Below are 15,744 nucleotides of genomic sequence, written 5' to 3' on the forward strand. Positions count from 1 at the left end.
CCGTGGCTACGCGCAAGATCAGGATGCGGACCCGCTACGCCTCCGAGTCCCAGGCCATCGAGCCCGGCCAGATCGGTGCCGTAGACGTCAACGAGGCGAAGACCCTCGTCGACGGCGGGTACGCCGTGTACCTCGCCGACGACGGAACCGACCAGAAGCCGACGCGCACCACCCCGGGCAAGAAGGCCCGCACCCAGACCCCACCGTCGGACGGTGACGAGGTGCCCGACGGGTCAATCACCACGGTGATGGCGTGGATCGGCGACAACCGCGACCGCGCCGCCGCCGCGCTGCAGGCCGAGCAGGCCAAGGGCGACAGGGCCCGGGTCAAGCTCGTCGAGGACCTCACCAAGCTGCTCGCCGACGGGGACGACGGGCAGCAGTAGGGGGAAACGACCCGGGCGCGTCGGGTGGCCGCGCCCGGGTCTCCCTGCTCTGCCACCCCTCAACCCCTGGACGGGGCGGCCCCCTCCCGGTCTGCGCCTGGTGAGCGAGCCGCTGAGGTTCGCCGGTCAGATGGCCCGGCAAACGCCCTCATGGGACAGATCATCGCGCTGGTCCGACGAGCCTGGCCGCCCCGTCCAGGTTTCACCGGAGAGGAGGTGCCGTGTACGCCACGCTGACCGAGCTGCGAAACCGGCTACGCATCGGCCCCGAGGACGAGTCCGAGGACGCGCTGAACGAGCTGCTGGAAGACGCTTCGCAGGTCATCGACGACGAGGTCGGCCAGCCGCTGGTCCGGTCCACCGACACCGTCACGCTCGACGGCACCGGTGGTGAGGCGCTGCTGCTGCCGCGCTGGCCGGTCCACGCCGTCGACGACGTCGTCCTGGTCGACGAGGACGGCCAGGAGCACGTCCTGGTCTACCGGGGCGACTACACCTGGTCGGCGTCCGGGGTGCTGACCAGGCGGCCCCACGGCCGGCTGTGGCCGTGCCACGACCGGGCCGTCCGGGCCACCTACACGGCCGGCTACGAGCTGGAGGACATCGCCCGGCGGGTCCGACGGATCTGCCTACGGTTGGCTGCCGCCGGCCGACGCAACCCGGCCGGCGCGGACTCCGAGGACATCGGTGACACCCGGGTCCGGTGGAACACCCCGGGGATGCTGCTCACCACCGGTGAGCGGGAGCTGCTCGCCCGGTACGCGCGGCCATGATCGGGCACACCCTGACCGTCCGGCTCGACGTGTGGCGGGCCACCCGCACCCCGGACGGTGCCGGCGGCACCACCACGACCCGGGCGGTGGTCGGCACGGTCCGGGCACGGATCTCCCAGCCCCGAGCGCGGGAGCAGGTGGAGGCCGACCAGGCCGGTGCCCGGCACGACGCGAACATCTACTGCCTGCCGAAGGCGAACGTGCGCCGTGGTGACGAGCTGCGCCCGGCCGGGGCGGCACCCGGGTCCCGGCCGTACTGGCGGGTGATGTCCACGGTCCGGCCCTCGGACCAGATCTACCTGCGGGCGGCCGCTGAGCACGTCGAACAGGAGGGCTGACCGTGTCGAAGGTGCGGATCGAGGGCATGGCTGGGCTACGGAGGGCGCTGCGCCGGCTGCCCGCCGACGTCGAGCACGAGGGCCTGGCCGGGCTGCGGGAGGCCGCCGAGGACGTCCGCGAGGACTGGTATACGTCGGCGGCCGCCGACACCGGCGCCGGCCGGGAGGGCATCGAGGTCCGGGAGGACCGGCGGGACGCCGCCGTGGAGGTCGGCATCTTCGACCCCGGCCTGTACTACATGGTCTTCCCCGAGGAGGGCACGAAGTCGCAGGCGGCGCAGCCGGCCCTGGCTGAGGCCATCGCCCGGGCGCAGCGGCGGGTGGCGGGTACGGTCGCCCGGCGGATCAGCCGGCGGTACCGGTGACCGGCCGGGCCCGGCTGGTCGCCCGGCCGCTGCAGGTGGCCCTCTACACGGCGCTGACCGGCAGCCCGGCCGTGACCGCGCTGCTCGACGGCCGGATCTACGACCACGTCCCCGAGCCGGCGGTGCATCCGTACCTGGTGATCGGTGAGGCCGTCGAGGAGCCCGACAACACCCACACCTCGTTCGGCCGGCAGGCCGACATCACCCTGCATCTGTGGGACCAGGTCGACGGCTTCTCCCGGCCCACGGCGATCGTGGCCGCGCTCGTCGAGCTGCTCGACCACCAGCGCGACGCCCTCAGCATCGTCGGCCACCGGGTGGTCAGCATCCGGTTCGTCGACGTCCGCACGCTGCGCGACTCCGACCCGCGTATCCGACACGTCCCGGTGCGAATCCGGGTCAACACCCAGCAGGAGGCATGACATGGCCGGCATCGACGGCTTCGGCACCCAGCTCCGGCGCGGCAACGGTGCCGAGCCGGAGGTCTTCAGCACCATCGGCAACAGCACCAGCATCAGCGGTCCCGGCCTGTCCCGGGAGACCCTCGACGTCACCGCCCACGACAGCCCCGACGCCTGGACGGAGCACCTCGGCTCCCTCAAGGACGGCGGGGAGGTGTCCGTCGACGTCAACTACGACCCGGACAAGCACGACGTCCTGGTCGCCGACCTCGACGACGACGAGCCGCGCGCCTACGAACTGGTCTTCCCCACCAGCCCCGCCGTCACCTGGGAGTTCAAGGCCATCCTGACCGGCTTCGAGCCCAGCGCGCCGTACGACGACAAGCTGTCCGCCTCGCTGACCTTCAAGGTCAGCGGCAAGCCCGTGCTGTCCTAACCCGGAGGTCCTACCCACCATGACCACCCTGCTCAACCGCGACCAGATCCTGGCCGTCGACGACTCCACCTGGGAGGACGTCGAGGTCCCGGAGTGGGGCGGCACCGTCCGTGTCAAGGGCATGTCCGGCACCGAGCGCGACAAGTTCGAGGCCGGCAGTCTCAAGGGCAAGGGCAAGAACCGCGACGTGAACCTGGCGAACCTGCGGGCCCGCCTGGTCGCCGCGTCGGTCGTCGACGAGCACGGCCAGCCCGTGTTCCGCCCGTACGACGTCGAGGCCCTGGGCCGTAAGAGCGCGGCCGCCCTCGGCCGGGTCTACGACGTCGCCCAGCGCCTCGCCGGGCTGACCGACGAGGACGTCGACGAGCTGACCGAGGATTTTCCCGACGACCCGAGCGAGCCTTCTACTTCCGCCTGACAGCGCATCTCGGCGGCATGACCGTCGCCGAGATGCTGTCGCGGATCTCGTCTCGGGAACTCACCGAGTGGCAGGTCTACGAGCAGCTGTACGGGCCGCTGGGCGGTGAGCGCGACGACCGCCTGGCGGCGCTGGTCGCCCACACCGTCGCCAACACCGGACGGCAGCGACGTGCCCCGTACCCGTACGACGACTTCCTCATGACCTGGGGCTCTGGCCGGCGCGAGCAGTCCACCGACGAGATGCTCGCCATCGTGATCGGCCTCAACCGGGCGATGGGCGGCGTTGACCTGCGGCCCACCAGCCAGGGGTAACAACAGAAGATCAGGAGGTTCAGCGTGGCCACCATCGCGAACCTCCTGATCAAGTTGGGCGTCGACGTCAAGGGCGTCAAGGACGCCGAGCAGGCGGCACCGGTGGCGGAGCGGGCCGGTCAGAAGACCGGCCGCTCCTTCGCCGAGGGCTTCCGCAAGACCGCGAAGATGGTCGGACGGATCGCCGCCACCGCCGCTCTCGCCGGTGGGGTGGCCGCCGGCGGGATGCTCGCCCAGGGCCTCGGCCAGGCCCTGGAGAAGAGCCGGGTCGACGCGCTGCTCGCCACGCAGATCGCCTCCACCCCGGAGGCGGCGGCGAAGGCCGGCCAGGTGGCCGGTGACCTCTACAAGAAGGGGTTCGGCGAGTCCGCGGCGGGGGTCGCGGACGCGGTCAAGAGCGTGCTGCAGCACGGGGTCATCGACCCCGAGGCGGCGACGGCCGACATCGAGAAGGTGGCCGCCCGGGCCATCTCCGTCGGCCAGGTCATGGGCGAGGAGTACGACCGGGTCGGCGCCTCGGTGTCCACGATGCTCAAGAGCGGCATCGCGAAGAACGCCGAAGAAGCGTTCGACGTCCTGGTGCGCGGCACCCAGCTCGGCGTCAACAAGTCCGGTGACCTCCTCGACACGTTCACCGAGTACTCGGTGCATTTCAAGTCGCTCGGGCTGAACGCGCAGACCAGCCTCGGCATGATGTCCCAGGCCATCGAGAAGGGTGGGTACAACGCCGACAAGGCTGCCGACGCCCTGAAAGAGTTCTCGATCCGGGCGGCCGACGGGTCGGCCCGGGCCAGCTTCAAGGCCCTCGGTCTCGACGCCGACCGGATGCAGAAGGTCTTCGCCAAGGGCGGACCCCAGGCCGCTGCCGCGCTCGGCCAGGTGCTGACCAAACTCAAGGAGACCGAGGGTCAGGCCAACCACGCCGAGATCGCCTTCGGTCTGCTCGGTACCCAGAGCGAGGACCTCAAGGGCGCGCTGCTGGCGATGAACCCGAAGACCGCAGCCGACGGGCTCGGCGACCTGGAGGGCGCCGCCGGCAAGGCCGGAGACACGTTGCAGAACTCGACCGCCGCCAAGGTCGAGGCGTTCAAGCGCAGGGTGCAGGGCGCGTTCATGCAGATGGCTGGTGCTGCCCTGCCGCACCTCGACGGGCTGATGGACAAGCTCGACAAGGTCAACTGGGACAAGATCGGCACCGACGCCGCCGCCGCAGTGCAGCAGCTCGGACCCGTGCTGCAGCAGCTGAAGACCGACGCCGGGCCGGGGATGGCCGACAGCCTCAAGGTCGGCGCTGAGGTGATGAAGTTCGCCGCCGACAACGCCGACGTCCTGGCCAAGGCCCTGCCGTACCTCGTCGCCGGGCTCATCCTGGTCAAGACCGCGCAGGCCGGCGCGAACGTCGCCCAGGCCCTGTCCCCGGTGCTCACCCTCGCCAGCGCGATGGCCAACCGGAAGCTCGCCGCCAGCAACGCCCAGCTGGCCACCGCGCTGACCGCGTCGACCACCGCGATGCGCGCCCAGGCCGTGGGCCAGGCCGCGTCCACCGCCGCCACCACCGCCGGCGACGCCGCCCAGAAACGATCCCTGATCTCGGCGGCGGCGTCCCGAGTCGCGATGGTGGCCACCGCCGTGGCGACCAAGGTCTGGGCCGCCGCCCAGTGGCTGCTCAACGCCGCGCTCGCCGCCAACCCCCTCGGGCTGATCATCATCGCGGTCATCGCCCTGGTCGCCGTCATCGTGCTGCTGTGGCAGAAGAACGAGGGCTTCCGCAACATGGTGCTCGCGGTCTGGGCCGCGATCAAGACCGGTATCGGCGCCGCCGTCAACTGGTTGAAGGTCGCCGTGCCGGCCGCCTGGGCGTTCATCGTCGCCGCGGTGTCGGCGTACCTGCGGATGGTCCGTACGGCGGTGAGCACCGTGTGGGGGTGGATCACCGCCTACATCCGCACGGTCGTAGGCCTCTGGCGCACCGTCATCACGACCGCCTGGTCGTTGATCGTCGCCGTGGTGAGAGGCGCGATCAACCGGGTGCGCGCTGTCATCGCCACGATCAGCGCGGTCGTCGGTGTGATCCGGGGCGCGTTCGACCGGGCCCGCGCCGGCGCGGTGTCCCGGCTCTCCGCGCTGATCTCCTATGTACGTGGCCTGCCCGGCCGGATCGTGTCAGCCCTGTCCTCGCTCCACGGCAAGATGCTCAGCATCGGTCAGAACATCGTGGCCGGTCTCCGGGACGGCATCGCCGGTGCCTGGCACATGGTGACCAGCAAGATCCAAGCACTGACCAACCTGATCCCCGCCAAGATCCGCGAGTTCCTAGGCATCCGGTCGCCGTCGAAGGTGACCACGAAGCTCGGCCGATACGTCACCGACGGTCTGGTCAAGGGCCTCACCGGCGGAGCGAAGGACATCAAGGCCGCCTCGTCCAAGGTGTCCCGGCTGATCGCTGAGGAGTTCACCGGCAGCCGGCGGCGCAAGCTGCAGGCCCGGGTCGCCGCCGGCACCAAGCAGCTGCTCACTCTGTCGGCCCGGCTGACCAAGGTCACCAACGACCGGGCCGCCGCGGAAAAGCGCCTCAACGACCTGTTGTCCGCCCGGACCAAGCTGGCCACCGACACCGCCGACAAGGTCCGCGAGTCCTTCAAGCTCGTCCAGGACTCGGAGGAGCCCGCCACGATCGGGTCGATGATCGGCCGGCTCACCGAGTCCCTCACCGCCGCGAAGGCCTTCGCGGCGAACATGAAGACCCTGGCCAAGCGGGGCTTGGCTGCCGACCTGATGCAGCAGCTCGCCGAGGCCGGACCGGTCGCCGGCGCGGCCACCGCCGCCGCCCTGGCCGGGGCGACCGACAAGGAGCTGGCGGAGCTCAACAAGCTGGCCACCGAGCTGGACAAGACCGCCACCGCGACCGGGAACACCGTCGCCGACTCCCTGTACGCGGCCGGCATCAAGGCCGCCAAGGGCCTGGTCGCCGGGCTCAAGAAGCAAGAGAAGGCGATCGAGTCGCAGATGCTGCGGATCGCCAAGAGCATGGCCACCGCCATCAAACGCGCGCTCAAGATCAAATCACCGTCGCGGGTGATGCGAGACCTGATGGGCTACGTCGGCAAGGGTGCCGCCCTGGGCCTGGCCGACGGGCAGCGGCTCGTCGCCCGGGCGGCCGGGCGGCTCGCCGCCGCGGCGGTCCCGGCCCCGGGCGGGTGGAGCTTCGCCGGGCACCCCAGTGGCGGTGAGGACCGGCCCGGCTGGCGGCCGGGGTGGCGGCCGCCACCGCCTCCCCCCGCCGGCGGGGCAGCCGCCGGTGGTGACGGTGGGGACACCCACTACCACTTCGCCGGGGCCGCCCCCACCGACCAGCAGATCGCCGCGATCGAGGCCCGCCGGGCCCGGCGGGCCCGGGCCGGACGGAAGGGGTAGGGATGCCAGGTCTTGCCGGGCAGGTGGTGCTCCCACCACCGCCCACCCCGCCGCCGCCGTCCCTGGACGTCGAGGAGTGGACGTTCATCGACGCTGCCGGCACGCACTGGCCGCTGACCCGGCGGGGGGTGGGGTACTGGGTGCTGCACGGCACCGTGACCGGCCTCGGTGTGACCCCCCGGGTGGTGACCCGGGACGACCGGGCCCGGGGCGGCACCGTCACCCGCCACGAGTGGATCAGCGGGAGGCTGATCACCTTCGACATGTTCGTTCGGGGCCGTACCCGGGCGGAGCTGTTGGCGCGGTGGCGGCCCCTCGGCCTGGCCCTACTCGGCGGCGGGGTGCTGCGCATCGCCCAGGCCGACGGCACCGTCCGGGAAATCGACGTCGAGCTGGAGCCCGGCAGCTACGACAACCACCCCGAGCGGATCGGCCGCCACGAGCAGCCCACCGTCCAACTGTGGTGCCCCCGCGGCTACTTCCGCGACGTCGACCCGGTCGTCATCGAGCGGACTCAGCGGCCCCGCCGCCGGTTCCTCGCCCCGTTCATGTCCGTCTCGTCGAGCCGGATTCCCGGCCGGGAGGTGCTGCGCAACGACGGCGACGCCGACGCCTGGCCGGAGGTCGAGCTGCGGGGCCCGTTCGCCGGCTTCACCGCGATCAACCACACCCTCGGTGAGACCTGGACCCTCGACCCCGGGTGGGACGGCGGCGGCCCCCTCGCCGCCGGTGAGGTGGTCCGGATCACCTCCGACCCTCCCACCGTCACCGGCCCGGCCGGCCAGGTCTGGTGGGGCGCACTCACCGGGGACCCCTGGCCGCTGGTCAAGGGCGACAACGACATCGAGATCGTGCTGTCCGGGGTCGGCCCGGGCGCCGGGGTCACCTTCACCTACCAGCGGCTGCGGGAGATCCCATGAGCGGCAGGCCCCGTCCGTACGACACCCAGGTCACCATCACCGACCGGCACTGCGTCCCGGTATCCAACCCCATCCGCTACACCGAGGTCGACGCCGAGATCCGCGTCAACGAGGTCACCGCCGGCTCGTTCACCGCCGCGGCGTACCCGGAGCTGTCCGAGGCCCTGGCCCCCGGCAACCGGGTCGTCATCCGCGACCAGGGCCAGGTCTTCAAGAGCGGGCCGATCGAGGCGGCGGACTACGTCCGGTCGGCCGCCGGGGAGGACGCCGGCGGCAAGTGGGTAGTGGACTTCGGCGACGACGGCGCGCACCTGGCCAACCGGATCACCTACCCGAACCCGGCCGTGGACGCCACCGCGCAGACCGCCGAGGCCGAGTGGACCGGCACCGGCCCGGCCGGCACCCTCATGCTCGCCCTCGTCGACGCCAACGGCGGGCCCGGCGCCCTGTCCTACCGGCGGGTGCCACAGCTGGTCATCGGCGACGGCGCAGGCCTCGGCGCGACCCTCACCTACACCAGCCGGTGGATCGACCTGTACGACGAGCTGCGGGCCCTGGCCGTGCTCGGCGGCACCGGCGTACCCGGCGGCACCCTCGGGTTCCGCGTCGTCCAGGTCGACCGGGACCTGGTCGCCGAGGTGTACGCCCCCCGTGACCGCACCGACATCGCCCGGTTCAGCTTCCCCAGCGACACGCTGCGGTCGGTGCAGGTGGTCCAGGCCGCACCGACCTGCACCGCGGCCATCGTCGCCGGCGAAGGCCGCGGCACCGACCGGTCAGTCGTCGAGCGCGTCGACGCCGACGCCGTGGCCACCTGGTGGCGCAGCGAGCAGTTCGTCGACGCCCAGTCCGAGGACGACCCGGAGCAGCTGCAGCACGCCGGAGACGAGGCCCTCGACGGCGGCCGGGAACAGCTCACCGTCACCACCGAGACCATCGACACCCCACAGGTCACCTACGGCGACGCCTACCAGCTCGGCGACCTGGCCCGGGTGATCCCCGGCGGAGCCGCCCCGCTCACCGACATCGTCCGCGCGGTCCGCCTGCAGGTGACCCCCAGCACCGGCCGCCGCCGCATCGCCCTGATCGGCACCCAGGCCGCCGTCACCGACCCGGCCTGGGTCGGCGAGAACCGCACCCTCGCCCGCCGGATCGCCCGCACCCAGAGGATCTGAGGAGGACCATGGAGATCTCCTACCCCCACGAGGACTACCCCACCGAGGGCGAGGGGGCGGTCACCGAGGCCGAGTACGCCGGCGGCATCGGCTGGGGCTCCGCCTCCGGCCTGTTCGGCTCCCCCGCCGACCCCGCCCCCCTGTACCTGTCCGGCGGGAACCTGTGGCTGCGCTCCGGCGCGGCCGCCCGCCTCTGCGGCGTGGCCTACCGCAACGTCGACGAGCCCGGCGGCGGCGACCTCATGATCACCGGCATCGGCGCCAACAGCGGCGGCGCGACCCGCCTGGACCACATCGTCGTCCGCCTGTCCTGGACCACCATGCTGGCCCGGCACCACGTCCTCACCGGCGTCGCCGGCGGCGCCCTCCCCCCGATCACCCAGCAGCGCGGATCCGGGGTCTTCGAGATCAGCCTCGGGCAGCTCGCGATCCCCGCCGGCGGCAGCGTCGCCAACGCCACCCTGACCCGACTGGGCTGGTACATCGGCACCGACGGCGACTACGTCTGCACCTCCGCCTCCCGGCCCCCGCACGCCCCCGGACGTCGAATCTGGGAGACCGACACCAGCCAGGGCCGCGTGTCCACCGGCGGCCGGTGGCTGCTGACCGCCGCACCCACCACCGAGACCGTGATCAACTCGGCGCTGAACCACCTGACCATCACCACCGACAGCGTGCTGCAGCAGTGGGGCACCGGGCCCGGCAGTGAGGTCACCCTGCGGCTCGGGTCGTTCACCCGCTCCGGCGGGTCGGCGGTCACCCCCGCCCAGGATCTGCGGCTGCCCGCCACGGTGCCGGTCGTGGCCCGACACCCCAACCGGGACCAACGGATGCCGGTCTACCTGCCCGGCGGCTACTCCGGGCAGCTGACCATCTTCTCCGCCGGTGCCAGCACTGCCGGCCAGATCCACCTCAGCAGCCACCCCGGCATCAAGGTCGGGGACACCATCCTCGGCACGAACGTGAGTTGGAGGATCCCAGATTGACGCTCTTCCGATTCGGCGGTGGGCCGGCCGACTGGAGCACCACCACCGCCACCATCTCCGGCGTCGACAACGTCGCCCGGTTCAAGGCCAGCAGCGTGCTGCGGTGCTGGGCAGCCCGAGAGGGCGACAACCGGATCACCGACCTGGCCGACGCCACCGGCACACCGGTCACCGAGATCCCGGTCACCGCGTCCAGCTTGCACCCGGCCGGGCACTGGCCAGAGTGGTTCGGCCCCCAGCCCAAGCTCTACGTCAGCGTCGACGACGGGCCCCGGGTCCTCATGGTCACCACCGACATGCCGGAGCTGGCCGGCCAGGCCCAGGCCCAGGCCACCCAGGCCGCCCAGCTCGCCCAGGCCGCCGCCGGCGCGGCCGCCGAACTCGCTGCAGCGTCCAGCGTCCCCGCACACGAGGAACGCGCCGACCCACACCCCGGCTACCTGACGACCAGCCGCGGCGACACCCGGTATCAGCGGACCACCGTGACCGTCGGGGCCCTGGCGGTGCCCCTGGAGGTCGTCACCCTCACGACCTCACCGGCCGTCGATGCCTCCGACATCCGGCAGATCTGGGTAGCCGGCCGGAAAACCTCCTGGCTCAACGAGCGGGGCTTGCCCCGTGCCGAGCAGCCCGAGGAAGAGCCATGGGACGCCCCGCTGACGCTGGTCATCGCCCGCAACGGCACCGGCCGCGCGTTGCTCGTCCAGCGACGCGACGCCGGCAGCATCCGCCGAGACGTCGGCGGTATCGACGCTCGCGGACGGTGGGTCACCTCCGACCAGGCGTGGACCCCGATCAGCACGGTCGACCCCGGCAGCACCGGCGCCTACGCGGCTGACACCTCCGACGAGGTCCAGACCCTGGCCATCCGGTGGGACACCAACGACCTGGTCAGGTTCGGCGGCCGACTGTCCTGCACCGGGATCACTGCCGGCCAGGCCCTGCTGCAGATCCCCGGGCCCTTCGTTCCCCTGTCCCGGCGGTTGCTCGCGGCCACCACCCTCGGCGGGGACCTGGTGCCCGTCGAGGCCATGCCCGATGGTCGGCTTGTGGCCCGCCGGACCGTGCCGGGTCCGGCGATCCTGTCCGTGGACGACCTCACCTACGTCCGGATCACCGGTCAGACCGGTGGCGAGGTGGGCGACGGCTGGACCCTGACGCACGCCGGCTCTGCCACGCCCGGCACCACGTCGCCGTTGACCATCACCTACGCCGGCGTCGCCGGTCGGCTCTACGTCCTGGTCCTCGCCCGCTCCACCGCCACCGACCAGTACACCGGCGTCACCGCCGGCGCCAACACCTGGACCCTACGCACCGCCGCACCCAGCTCCGGCAGCGTCGGCCGCCGCATCGAGGTCTGGACCTGCCAGGCCACCGCCACGTTCAGCAGCGTCGTGGCGGCGATGTCCGGAGGCGGCATCGGGTACGCCAGCCTCTACGAGATCACCGGCCACAACCCCTCCGCCCCGGTCGACTCCGCCGCGGTCACCTCCGGCATCCGATCGGCGAGCCTCACCCCTGAGGCGTACCTGGTCACCCCTTCCGGGCCCGGCCGGCTCGTCCTCGCCGCCGTCCAGGCCAACAACAACACCACCGACCAGATCACCCCGAGCGCCGGCTGGACCACTCTGCCGAGCGCGTCCGGCGGTCCGAAGGTCGTCTACCGGCTCGACGCCCCGGTGGAGGCGCAGGGACCGGCCTGGACGCTGGCCAACAGCGTCGGGTCCGGCCACGCTCTCGTCGCACTCAACCCAGCCTGACCACCGTCGGCAACGCCGACGAACCTCCACACCCGCAGCCGCCACGCATCCGCGTGCGCGGCCGATGACGCATGGGAGCAGCAATAATGAAGATCATCAGCAGGTCGGCGTGGGGTGCCAGGCAGCCGAAGGGAGGCATCCCCACGGTGCAGTGGGCGAGCCGGACCGGTTTCGTCGTCCACTACAGCGCGGCGTCTCCGTCCCAGACCCCCAGGATCATCCAGGACTTCCACATGGATACCCGGGGGTGGCAGGACATCGGATACAACTTCCTGGTCGACGCCTCGGGGCGGATCTACGAGGGCCGCGGCTGGACGGCGCAGGGCGCGCACGTCGGCGGCCACAACACCGCCAACCTCGGGGTCTGTTTCATCGGCCGCGACGAGAAGGACAAGATCGACGCCAGCCCGGAGGTCCGCCGGGCGATCCGGTGGCTGTACGACGAGGCCTGCCGACGGGCCGGGCGGAAGCTGACCCGACGGGGGCACCGGGACCTGGCGGCCACCACCTGCCCGGGTGACGAGCTCTACCGGTGGGTCCACGCCGGGATGCCCGTCGACGAGCCGGCCACGCCCGCCCCCAAGCCCAAGCCGCCGGCGAAGAGCCCGGCACCCGGTCCGGCGGTGGCGTTCCCGCTCCCGAAGGGCCACTACTTCGGCCCGGCGTCCGGACCGGACCGGTCGGTGTCGGGGCACCACGGCCGGCGGTTCGGCGGCCGGCTGGACCGTGACTGGCTCAAGGGCTGGGCCGACCAGCTGGCCCGCCGGGGCTGGTCGATCGGCAAGGGCAAGCGGCACCTGGGCCGGCACGGCAACGACGGCCGGTACGGCGACGAGTACCGGGCCCTGATCGAGGCGTTCCAGCGGGACCAGGGCCTGGCCGTGGACGGGCTGCTCGGCCCGGACACCTGGACCGCCGCGTACCGCAACCCGGTCACCTGATGCCGGGCCAGCCGCGCCGGTGGTCGAGGGTCGCGGGGTACACGATGATGGCGGCCGCCGGCATCGGCGCCGCCGCGTACCCCACCCCCAGCGTGCGTGACGCCACCGGACCTCTGGTCTACCTCTGGGCGACGTTCCTCGTCATCGGTGGCCTGCTCGCGGCGTATGGCGCGGTCACCGACCGGTGGATCGGCGAGCACCTCGGCCTGCCCCTGCTCTGGGCCGCACACGGCGTCTACGCCGTCGTCCTGGCCGCCGCGCTTGCCCCGGCCTCAGCAGTCGCGAGCCTGGCCATCGGCGCGTTCGCCCTGCTGCTGTTCGGCCGCTGGCGGGACGTGGCCACCGTCCGGCGGGAAGCCACCCGGCAGGCCTGCGAGTAGGGGGACCCCGTGAGCACGTCCGAGGTGGTCACCGCCGTCATCGCCGCACTGCTCGGCGGCGGCGGGCTGGCGTTCCTGCAGGCCCTGTTCAGCGGCATCGGCAGCCTGCGCTCCGGCGCCCGGGCACATGAACGCGAGTCGGTTCAAGACCTGGCCAGGGCCCGCGACAAGGCCGACGAGCGCGCCAACCGGGCAGAGACCGACCGGGACTTCTGGCGCAACACCGCCGGCGGCTACGCCTACCAGTTGCGCCTTCGCGGCGCGGAACCGAACCCGCCCGATCCTGTCCCGCCGTCCGCGCGGGACGACACCAACAACCCCTGAGGAGACTCGATGCACGACTACCTGATCTCCCTCATCCGAACCGCCGTGCCCGTCGGGGTCGGCGCGGCCCTGGCGTGGCTGGCCAGCCGCGCCGGGATTGTGCTCGACGCCGAGTCGTCCACCGGCCTGGTGGCCGCCATGGTGGCCCTGGCCATCGCCGGGTACTACGCCCTGGTCCGCGCGCTGGAGACCCGGGTGCCGTGGCTCGGGGTGCTGCTGGGCAAGCCGGCCAGCCCGGTCTACGGCCTCGACGGGCACCTGCGACAGATCCGGTCGACCACCACCTGGCCGCCACCACCATCCCGATAGGATCGTCAACGCGGTCACGACCGGCACCGGACCGGACGAGGCCGACCAACGAAGAATCGCCCCCACCACCTGGTGGGGGCGATTCTTCGTGTCTGGACATTGAGAGAAGGCGTCTCCCGGGCGCGTCCCTACGGAAGCGCGATCTCTCCGGCGCCCGTAGGACTCACCAATCCCAGGAGATCCAGTGCTTCCACTGACCGCCGATCCAGACCGCCGCGTCCCAGTCGGCTACGGTGAGCATCTTCTGGTTGGACTCGGGGACCACGGTGAACTGCCGGTCAGTGCGGACCAGGTGGAGGATCGCGGTCTCGATCTCGCCGTGGGTGAGGTCAAGCCGATCGGCGAGGGTGGCGAGGCTCATCCACCCGGTGCCCTCCGGGTGCTGGGCGCGGTACACGCCGTACGCCCGGCGGATCTCCGCCGCTGCCCGCTCGGTGGGCATGATCCGCATCAGTTCTCCCCCGCTCAGGCCGCAGCGATCCGCGAGGCACGGACATCACGGATCCGCCGCTTGGCGGTGGCCTCGGACACCTCGAACTCCTCCTGTACGTGACGAACGACCTCGGCGTACTGGTGACCCCGATCGAGCATCTGTGCGATGACGCTTTCGATCGTCGCCGGTTCGTCCTGGCCCTGGTCCTCGTCTTCGTCGTCGTCCTGGTCGTCGTCAACGTCGGGCCGGTCCCGGTCGGTTAGGCGTACGCGGTGACCGCCGACGTCGACGATCCGCCCCCACCAGCCGGTGGTGTCACGGTCGGTGTCATCGGTGTCAGACACCGAGTTGACCTGCGTGTTGACACCAGTGTCGGTGTCAGCCTCCCGGGTGGGGGAGGGGTCATCGTGGCGCTGCAGCCAGGTGTGGTGCAGGGTCGTGCCGGTGACGTACAGCGCAACGACGAGGGCCAGGGCGATGGGTCCGCCCCAGCCGCGGGCGGGTTCATCGGCGGCGGCGAGGTACGTGATCATGGGCAGCATCAGGCGGCTCCGAACAGGAGAGCGGGCAGCGGGGCAACGATGTTGGTGACGATGTCGACGAGCGAGCGGGTGAGGTCACCGATGACGCCGCCGGGAAGGTCGGACATCATGCCGAGCAGGACGGCGACGAGCCACATCTTCCCGTTGAGTCGGTACAGCGGGCTCTGGGGCCAGCTGAGGGTGGCGAACCTGCCGAGCCGCTTCGAACTCTTGACCGGCAGCATGCAGCCGATGGTGTAGATCCAGAGGAGTCCGATGCCCACGCCGAGGACGGCGTTGACGCTGGCACCCGCGATGTACGCGCCTCCGGTGGAGTCGAGAAGGCCCTGGATGACTCCGCCGAGGGCGGCGACGGTCTTCTGGTCGGCCGGGCTGCCGTCGAATCCTTCCTTGATCGCTGGGACGGCCATGATGAAGGCGATGCGGTCCCTGATGCTGTTGGGGCCGATGCTCATGTAGTCGACGATGATGGCGAGCAGTAGCAGGATCGCAACTGCGGTCGGGGACATGGTGTGTTCCACGTCAGGCCCCCGTCCAGTCGAGCACCTTCGCGCCGCTCTGCGCCTCGCGGATTTCCAGGCGGGGGACGTCCATCGGCTCGTTCTCGGCTAGGGCAGCCCGGGTGAGAGCCTGGAGGAGTCGATCGAGAATCCCGTCCACGCCAGGTCCCTCCAGGTCCAGCTGCTGCGTAAAGGTCCGATCGTGTAGTACCTCGTACTGCCCGTCGAAGACGTGCACGCGGTAGATCCGGGAGGTCACTGGCTCTCCATCTCGTGATGGGTGAGAACGGGGAACAGAGCGAGGCCGGCGGCGACCATGGCTGCGGTGGCGAGGATCGCGGTGGCGTGGTCGCCGGCCAGCACGGCGGTGATGGCCGCTGCCAAGGCGCCGAGAACGACGCCGGTGAGGTTCCAGGCGATCCAGGTCCACGGCACGGGGCGTACCTGCCAGACCACGGGGACCGCGCCGGCCTGGCGGAGTTCGGCCGCTCGCCGGTCGGCGGTAGCCCGGTCGCGGGCCGGCAGGGTCACGGTGTGGCCGGCGAGCCGGCGCAGCGGCGAGTCGGGCGGCAGAGTGCCGGCGACTCGGAACAGGGCGGTCATGATGGTCCTACCTCCTTGTGAGGGCG

Annotated in this window: 22 protein-coding genes; 17 read left to right on the forward strand and 5 right to left on the reverse strand. The window is 71.7% G+C overall.

The window, feature by feature from the left end:
* Nucleotides 1-2: 2 nt before the first annotated feature.
* The 17 genes from GA0070617_RS30875 (at nucleotide 3) to GA0070617_RS27335 (ending at nucleotide 13,640) form a co-directional block, all read left to right on the forward strand.
* Complete coding sequence (locus GA0070617_RS30875; protein ID WP_175440678.1) at nucleotides 3-386, forward strand: hypothetical protein; 384 nt, start codon at nucleotides 3-5, stop codon at nucleotides 384-386.
* 221 nt (nucleotides 387-607) lie between these two features.
* Nucleotides 608-1,159: a phage head-tail connector protein gene (locus tag GA0070617_RS27260; RefSeq protein ID WP_091444880.1), complete on the forward strand. Its 552-nt coding sequence runs from the start codon at nucleotides 608-610 to the stop codon at nucleotides 1,157-1,159.
* Complete coding sequence (locus GA0070617_RS27265) at nucleotides 1,156-1,497, forward strand: phage head completion protein (RefSeq protein ID WP_091444882.1); 342 nt, start codon at nucleotides 1,156-1,158, stop codon at nucleotides 1,495-1,497. The genes GA0070617_RS27260 and GA0070617_RS27265 overlap by 4 nt, the downstream gene beginning before the upstream one ends.
* Nucleotides 1,498-1,499: 2 nt before the next feature.
* Nucleotides 1,500-1,862, forward strand: coding sequence for a hypothetical protein (locus GA0070617_RS27270; protein ID WP_091444885.1), 363 nt, complete (start codon nucleotides 1,500-1,502; stop codon nucleotides 1,860-1,862).
* On the forward strand, nucleotides 1,859-2,284 hold the full coding sequence (locus GA0070617_RS27275; RefSeq protein ID WP_091444888.1) for a DUF3168 domain-containing protein: 426 nt from the start codon (nucleotides 1,859-1,861) through the stop codon (nucleotides 2,282-2,284). The genes GA0070617_RS27270 and GA0070617_RS27275 overlap by 4 nt, the downstream gene beginning before the upstream one ends.
* Before the next feature lies 1 nt (nucleotide 2,285).
* Complete coding sequence (locus GA0070617_RS27280; protein WP_091444890.1) at nucleotides 2,286-2,699, forward strand: phage tail tube protein; 414 nt, start codon at nucleotides 2,286-2,288, stop codon at nucleotides 2,697-2,699.
* A gap of 19 nt (nucleotides 2,700-2,718) precedes the next feature.
* On the forward strand, nucleotides 2,719-3,117 hold the full coding sequence (locus tag GA0070617_RS27285) for a hypothetical protein (RefSeq protein ID WP_091444892.1): 399 nt from the start codon (nucleotides 2,719-2,721) through the stop codon (nucleotides 3,115-3,117).
* Between the two features lie 17 nt (nucleotides 3,118-3,134).
* Nucleotides 3,135-3,431 (forward strand): phage tail assembly protein T, encoded by a 297-nt coding sequence (locus tag GA0070617_RS27290; protein WP_217628875.1) that lies wholly within the window; start codon nucleotides 3,135-3,137, stop codon nucleotides 3,429-3,431.
* A gap of 24 nt (nucleotides 3,432-3,455) precedes the next feature.
* Nucleotides 3,456-6,845: a phage tail tape measure protein gene (locus GA0070617_RS27295; RefSeq protein WP_091444894.1), complete on the forward strand. Its 3,390-nt coding sequence runs from the start codon at nucleotides 3,456-3,458 to the stop codon at nucleotides 6,843-6,845.
* A gap of 2 nt (nucleotides 6,846-6,847) precedes the next feature.
* A complete protein-coding gene (locus tag GA0070617_RS27300; protein ID WP_139135784.1) occupies nucleotides 6,848-7,765 on the forward strand; it encodes a phage tail family protein in 918 nt (305 codons plus the stop codon).
* Nucleotides 7,762-8,940, forward strand: a complete 1,179-nt coding sequence (locus tag GA0070617_RS27305; RefSeq protein WP_091444898.1) for a siphovirus ReqiPepy6 Gp37-like family protein — start codon at nucleotides 7,762-7,764, stop codon at nucleotides 8,938-8,940. The genes GA0070617_RS27300 and GA0070617_RS27305 overlap by 4 nt, the downstream gene beginning before the upstream one ends.
* Before the next feature lie 8 nt (nucleotides 8,941-8,948).
* The gene (locus tag GA0070617_RS27310; protein ID WP_091444900.1) at nucleotides 8,949-9,926 is read left to right on the forward strand and encodes a hypothetical protein; all 978 of its coding nucleotides are present in this window, start codon (nucleotides 8,949-8,951) and stop codon (nucleotides 9,924-9,926) included.
* A complete protein-coding gene (locus GA0070617_RS27315; protein ID WP_091444903.1) occupies nucleotides 9,923-11,686 on the forward strand; it encodes a hypothetical protein in 1,764 nt (587 codons plus the stop codon). The genes GA0070617_RS27310 and GA0070617_RS27315 overlap by 4 nt, the downstream gene beginning before the upstream one ends.
* An 86-nt stretch (nucleotides 11,687-11,772) precedes the next feature.
* Complete coding sequence (locus GA0070617_RS27320) at nucleotides 11,773-12,627, forward strand: peptidoglycan recognition protein family protein (RefSeq protein WP_175440679.1); 855 nt, start codon at nucleotides 11,773-11,775, stop codon at nucleotides 12,625-12,627.
* The gene (locus GA0070617_RS27325) at nucleotides 12,627-13,007 is read left to right on the forward strand and encodes a hypothetical protein (RefSeq protein ID WP_139135785.1); all 381 of its coding nucleotides are present in this window, start codon (nucleotides 12,627-12,629) and stop codon (nucleotides 13,005-13,007) included. Before GA0070617_RS27320 ends, GA0070617_RS27325 begins: the two co-directional genes overlap by 1 nt.
* Before the next feature lie 9 nt (nucleotides 13,008-13,016).
* Nucleotides 13,017-13,331, forward strand: coding sequence for a hypothetical protein (locus tag GA0070617_RS27330; RefSeq protein ID WP_139135786.1), 315 nt, complete (start codon nucleotides 13,017-13,019; stop codon nucleotides 13,329-13,331).
* Nucleotides 13,332-13,340: 9 nt separating this feature from the next.
* Nucleotides 13,341-13,640 (forward strand): hypothetical protein, encoded by a 300-nt coding sequence (locus GA0070617_RS27335; protein ID WP_091444909.1) that lies wholly within the window; start codon nucleotides 13,341-13,343, stop codon nucleotides 13,638-13,640.
* Nucleotides 13,641-13,803: 163 nt separating this feature from the next.
* Here the strand turns inward: GA0070617_RS27335 and GA0070617_RS27340 are convergent, their stop codons facing one another.
* Genes GA0070617_RS27340 through GA0070617_RS27360 form a run of 5 tightly spaced genes read right to left on the reverse strand, consistent with a single transcriptional unit; the run spans nucleotide 13,804 to nucleotide 15,718 of the window.
* Entirely contained in the window at nucleotides 13,804-14,091 is a 288-nt protein-coding gene (locus tag GA0070617_RS27340) for a hypothetical protein (protein WP_091444911.1), read from the reverse strand.
* A 14-nt stretch (nucleotides 14,092-14,105) separates the two neighbouring features.
* Nucleotides 14,106-14,606 carry a hypothetical protein gene (locus tag GA0070617_RS27345; protein WP_139135787.1) on the reverse strand — a complete coding sequence of 167 codons (501 nt, stop codon included), beginning with the start codon at nucleotides 14,604-14,606 and terminating at the stop codon, nucleotides 14,106-14,108.
* Nucleotides 14,607-14,614: 8 nt separating this feature from the next.
* Nucleotides 14,615-15,124, reverse strand: coding sequence for a hypothetical protein (locus GA0070617_RS27350; RefSeq protein WP_139135788.1), 510 nt, complete (start codon nucleotides 15,122-15,124; stop codon nucleotides 14,615-14,617).
* A gap of 13 nt (nucleotides 15,125-15,137) precedes the next feature.
* Nucleotides 15,138-15,374, reverse strand: a complete 237-nt coding sequence (locus tag GA0070617_RS27355; protein ID WP_091444917.1) for a hypothetical protein — start codon at nucleotides 15,372-15,374, stop codon at nucleotides 15,138-15,140.
* Nucleotides 15,371-15,718 carry a hypothetical protein gene (locus tag GA0070617_RS27360; RefSeq protein ID WP_091444919.1) on the reverse strand — a complete coding sequence of 116 codons (348 nt, stop codon included), beginning with the start codon at nucleotides 15,716-15,718 and terminating at the stop codon, nucleotides 15,371-15,373. The genes GA0070617_RS27355 and GA0070617_RS27360 overlap by 4 nt, the downstream gene beginning before the upstream one ends.
* Between the last annotated feature and the right edge of the window lie 26 nt (nucleotides 15,719-15,744).

Origin of the sequence: Micromonospora yangpuensis, from assembly GCF_900091615.1 — a bacterium.
In the GTDB taxonomy this organism is placed as follows: domain Bacteria; phylum Actinomycetota; class Actinomycetes; order Mycobacteriales; family Micromonosporaceae; genus Micromonospora; species Micromonospora yangpuensis.

Bases quoted from the DNA above. Each gene is read 5' to 3' on its own strand.
- GA0070617_RS27285 (WP_091444892.1), top strand. From the start codon at position 2,719: ATGACCACCCTGCTCAACCGCGACCAGATCCTGGCCGTCGACGACTCC.
- GA0070617_RS27300 (WP_139135784.1), top strand. From the start codon at position 6,848: ATGCCAGGTCTTGCCGGGCAGGTGGTGCTCCCACCACCGCCCACCCCG.
- GA0070617_RS27310 (WP_091444900.1), top strand. From the start codon at position 8,949: ATGGAGATCTCCTACCCCCACGAGGACTACCCCACCGAGGGCGAGGGG.
- GA0070617_RS27325 (WP_139135785.1), top strand. From the start codon at position 12,627: ATGCCGGGCCAGCCGCGCCGGTGGTCGAGGGTCGCGGGGTACACGATG.
- GA0070617_RS27345 (WP_139135787.1), bottom strand. From the start codon at position 14,606: ATGATCACGTACCTCGCCGCCGCCGATGAACCCGCCCGCGGCTGGGGC.
- GA0070617_RS27320 (WP_175440679.1), top strand. From the start codon at position 11,773: ATGAAGATCATCAGCAGGTCGGCGTGGGGTGCCAGGCAGCCGAAGGGA.
- GA0070617_RS27290 (WP_217628875.1), top strand. From the start codon at position 3,135: ATGACCGTCGCCGAGATGCTGTCGCGGATCTCGTCTCGGGAACTCACC.
- GA0070617_RS27280 (WP_091444890.1), top strand. From the start codon at position 2,286: ATGGCCGGCATCGACGGCTTCGGCACCCAGCTCCGGCGCGGCAACGGT.
- GA0070617_RS27335 (WP_091444909.1), top strand. From the start codon at position 13,341: ATGCACGACTACCTGATCTCCCTCATCCGAACCGCCGTGCCCGTCGGG.
- GA0070617_RS27265 (WP_091444882.1), top strand. From the start codon at position 1,156: ATGATCGGGCACACCCTGACCGTCCGGCTCGACGTGTGGCGGGCCACC.
- GA0070617_RS27350 (WP_139135788.1), bottom strand. From the start codon at position 15,124: ATGTCCCCGACCGCAGTTGCGATCCTGCTACTGCTCGCCATCATCGTC.
- GA0070617_RS27360 (WP_091444919.1), bottom strand. From the start codon at position 15,718: ATGACCGCCCTGTTCCGAGTCGCCGGCACTCTGCCGCCCGACTCGCCG.
- GA0070617_RS27340 (WP_091444911.1), bottom strand. From the start codon at position 14,091: ATGCGGATCATGCCCACCGAGCGGGCAGCGGCGGAGATCCGCCGGGCG.
- GA0070617_RS27305 (WP_091444898.1), top strand. From the start codon at position 7,762: ATGAGCGGCAGGCCCCGTCCGTACGACACCCAGGTCACCATCACCGAC.